Origin of the sequence: Arthrobacter sp. H41 (assembly GCF_000520535.1) — a bacterium.
Classification (GTDB): domain Bacteria; phylum Actinomycetota; class Actinomycetes; order Actinomycetales; family Micrococcaceae; genus Arthrobacter_D.
Genome location: NZ_KI914767.1, coordinates 9,628 through 12,767, shown reverse-complemented (window position 1 = coordinate 12,767; position 3,140 = coordinate 9,628). Strand labels below are relative to the sequence as shown.

Here is a 3,140-nt window from a genome sequence, read left to right as displayed (position 1 = left end):
CACGTCCGGTGTTCTTCGGAGTCCCCGGTGAACAGGACCGTGCCGTCACGGTCGAGGGTGACCACCACTGCTGATGCCCCGGTGGCGGCGAGCAGTTCGCCGCGTCGGGCCTGGACCGTCGCGGCGCGGTTGCTCCGCGCGTCGAGCCTGCAGTCGAGGACGCGGGACGCTTCCTCCGCGTTCGGCGTCACGATGTCGGGGCGAAGGGCAGCCCAGGCAGCGGGATCATGCGAGTCGACCACTGTCAACGGCGGCGGGTCGGCATCGATCAGGGCCTGGCGCACCGGCCCGCGCACCGCGCCGGTGCCGTAGTCGCACACCACGACGGCGTCGCAGCCGGCGGTTGCCGCTGCCACCCGGCCGGCCACCCGGAGTGCCGCCGCCTCCGGGATCCTCTCCGGCGTGTCGTCGAGCCGGAGCATCACCTGGTCCCCGCCGACGATGCGGTACTTCGTGGTGGTGCGTACGCCGTCGTCCGCGACGAGCGCCGTCACGTCCACGCCGGCGTCGGTCAGGATCGAGCGCAGCCGGCGCCCGGCGTCGTCGTTCCCCGTCAGTCCGCAGATCCGCACCCGTGCCCCGAGCGCTGCGAGATTCACCGCAGTATTCGCCGCTCCGCCGGCTGCATACTCGCGGCGCTGGACGTCCACGACGGGCGCAGGAGCCTCACGGCAGAACCGCTCGATGCTCCCGGTCCACCAGCCGTCCAGCATGACGTCGCCCACCACGGTCACGGCCGGGGCGGCCTCGGCGATCCGCTGCGGCACCCAGCCGGCGAGTCCACGGACATCCTTCAGGCTCCCCATCAGGCGCCCCCGGCTCCCGGGGCGCCGATGTGCACGACCTTGACGAGGGTGAACTCATCGAGCAGTTCCGGCCCGTACCCGAAGCCTGCCCCGCTGATGCCGCGCGGCTGTGCCGAACCGCCGGGTGCTCCCCCGAAGACGGCGTTGACCTTGACCGTGCCGACGGGGAGAGCCGCGATGGCGCGCTGCGCGGCGGCGATGCTGCCCGTGAGCACGGAGGCGGCCAGTCCGTAGGGCCCCGACGCCGCGAGGACGAGGCCCTCCTCGAAGCTGTCCACGACCGTCACGGGAGCTACGGGACCGAACGTCTCCTCGGTCATCACGGTCATGGTGTCGCTGCAGCCGGACAGCACCGTGGCGGGATAGGCGGCGCCGCTACCCTCCGGGATGACGCCGCCCTCCAGGCAGCGCGCACCGGAGGAGACGGCCTGGGCGACCTGCGCGTGCACGGCGTCGCGGAGCCGGCGGTCCACGAGGGGGGCAACTGATCCACTGGTGTTCCGCCGCCTGGCCTCGGCGGCAAGTGCTTCGAGAAACGGCTCGGCGACTGTACGGTGCACGTAGATCCGCTCCACCGCAGTACAGATCTGGCCGCTGTTGCTGAACGCCCCGATCGCGGCCTGCCCGGCGGCCCAGACGGGGTCCACGTCGGCGTCCACCAGCAGCGGATCGTTGCCGCCGTTCTCCCGGATCACATGGCTCCCGGTGAGTGCGGCGGCCTCGGCGATGCGGGCACCGCTGGCACTCGAGCCCACGTGCGCGAGGACGTCGACGCCGGTCTCCAACGTGATCCGCCGTCCCACGTCGGCTCCGCCCGTGAGGGTCGAGAAGACGCCGGCCGGAAAACAGGGGGCGAGAAGCTCCCCCAGGTGGATTCCCAGGTGCGGGCAGCGCTCACTGGGCTTGTGGACGACAGTGTTCCCCGTCACCAGCGCGGCTCCGATCAGCCCGGCGGCAACGGCGACGGGATCATTCCATGGCGTGAACAGGGCGGCGACACCGCGGGGCTCGGTCACGGTGAAGTTGGATGCAAGCAGCGACCCGCGCAGGCTGAGGCCGCGGTGGAGCGGGCCGAGCTCGGCGTACTGTTCGAGTGTCGACACCCCGGCTTCGATACCGGCGATCGCCTCATCGATCGGACGCCCGGTCTCACGACTGTTCAGTTCGGCAAGTGTTCGGGCACCGTCCCGGAGTGCACCCGCCGCCCTCCGCAGCATGCTCCCCCGCGCTGCGGGATCGGTTCCGGCCCAATCGGGCCGGGCCGCGCGGGCCTCGGAGAGTGCGGCAAGAATCTCATCGCGCCCGGCGCACTGCACCGTCCCCACCTCGCTGCCGTCGCGCGGATCGAAAATGGTGAGAGTTTCCTCGTCAGCCCAATTGTCAGCTACCTCGTCAACAAGGTCGTCCTGCGCGAGACCAGGGTGGGTGGACATGACGCTCCTCAGCTTCCGTGACGATTGTGTCGATGCCGATCCTTCCGGCGCCGCGGCGCCGGTGGGCCCGGCTGTTCCTCAAGTACCCTGCACTCCTCCCGTTTACACATCAGCCGTTGCCTTTTTCGGACTTCTTCCCCGCCGCGGGCACCTCCGCGGTACTAGCCGACCATTTTCATCAGCAGGCTTAGGATGTCAGGGAGGAAGCAGCTTCGCAACAAGTTTCAGGAGGCATCCATGGGTTTGGAAACCCGGGCGGAATTCGGTGGGTCGGTCGAGCAGTCGAGGCTGGTGGGCCCCGTCCTCGAGCGGTTCCGCAACGTGCACCGCATCGCCGTCCTGCGGGGTGGCGGCCTGGGGGACCTGATGTTCGCCCTGCCCGCGGTGGAGGCACTCAAGGCCGCCTACCCGGAGGCCGTCATCACCCTCCTGGGCACCGGGCTCCACGCGGCCCTGCTGAAGGACCGTCCGGGCCCCATCAGCCGGGTGGCGATCCTCCCACCTGCGGAAGGCGTGCGTCCGGGGATTCCCGACGCCGCCGCCGTGGAGAAGTTCTTCACGAGGATGGTGAGGGAGGAGTTCGACCTCGCCGTCCAGTTGCACGGCGGTGGCAGGAACTCCAATCCGTTCCTCCTGAGGCTGAAGGCGCGGCACACCGTGGGAACCCGCACGGCCGACGCCGCCGCCCTCGAACGCACCATTCCCTACGTCTACTACCAGCACGAGGTGTTCCGCGCCCTGGAAGTGGTAGGGCTGGCCGGCGCCGAACCGCAGTCGCTCGAACCCCGGATCCAGGTCACCCCCGAAGAGTCGGCGGCAGCGACGGACCGCCTGGGCGACGCGGCTCCCCTGGTCAGCATCCACCCGGGCGCAACCGACGCACGACGGCGCTGGCCGGCGT

The 3,140-nt window shown here is 70.4% G+C and carries 3 protein-coding genes; 1 reads left to right on the top strand and 2 read right to left on the bottom strand.

The genetic code is table 11. The features are described from left to right. Both Y705_RS17010 and Y705_RS0103225 read right to left on the bottom strand, forming a co-directional pair. The coding region (locus Y705_RS17010) for a bifunctional heptose 7-phosphate kinase/heptose 1-phosphate adenyltransferase (RefSeq protein ID WP_253908461.1) at positions 1-806 on the bottom strand (806 nt) is incomplete at its 3' end. Next, positions 806-2,239: an aldehyde dehydrogenase family protein gene (locus tag Y705_RS0103225; RefSeq protein WP_081737746.1), complete on the bottom strand. Its 1,434-nt coding sequence runs from the start codon at positions 2,237-2,239 to the stop codon at positions 806-808. The genes Y705_RS17010 and Y705_RS0103225, both read right to left, overlap by 1 nt. 237 nt (positions 2,240-2,476) lie before the next feature. Between Y705_RS0103225 and Y705_RS17005 the strand changes: the two genes are divergently transcribed. Continuing rightward, positions 2,477-3,140: glycosyltransferase family 9 protein (locus Y705_RS17005; protein WP_162149028.1), on the top strand; the 664-nt coding region annotated here is incomplete at its 3' end.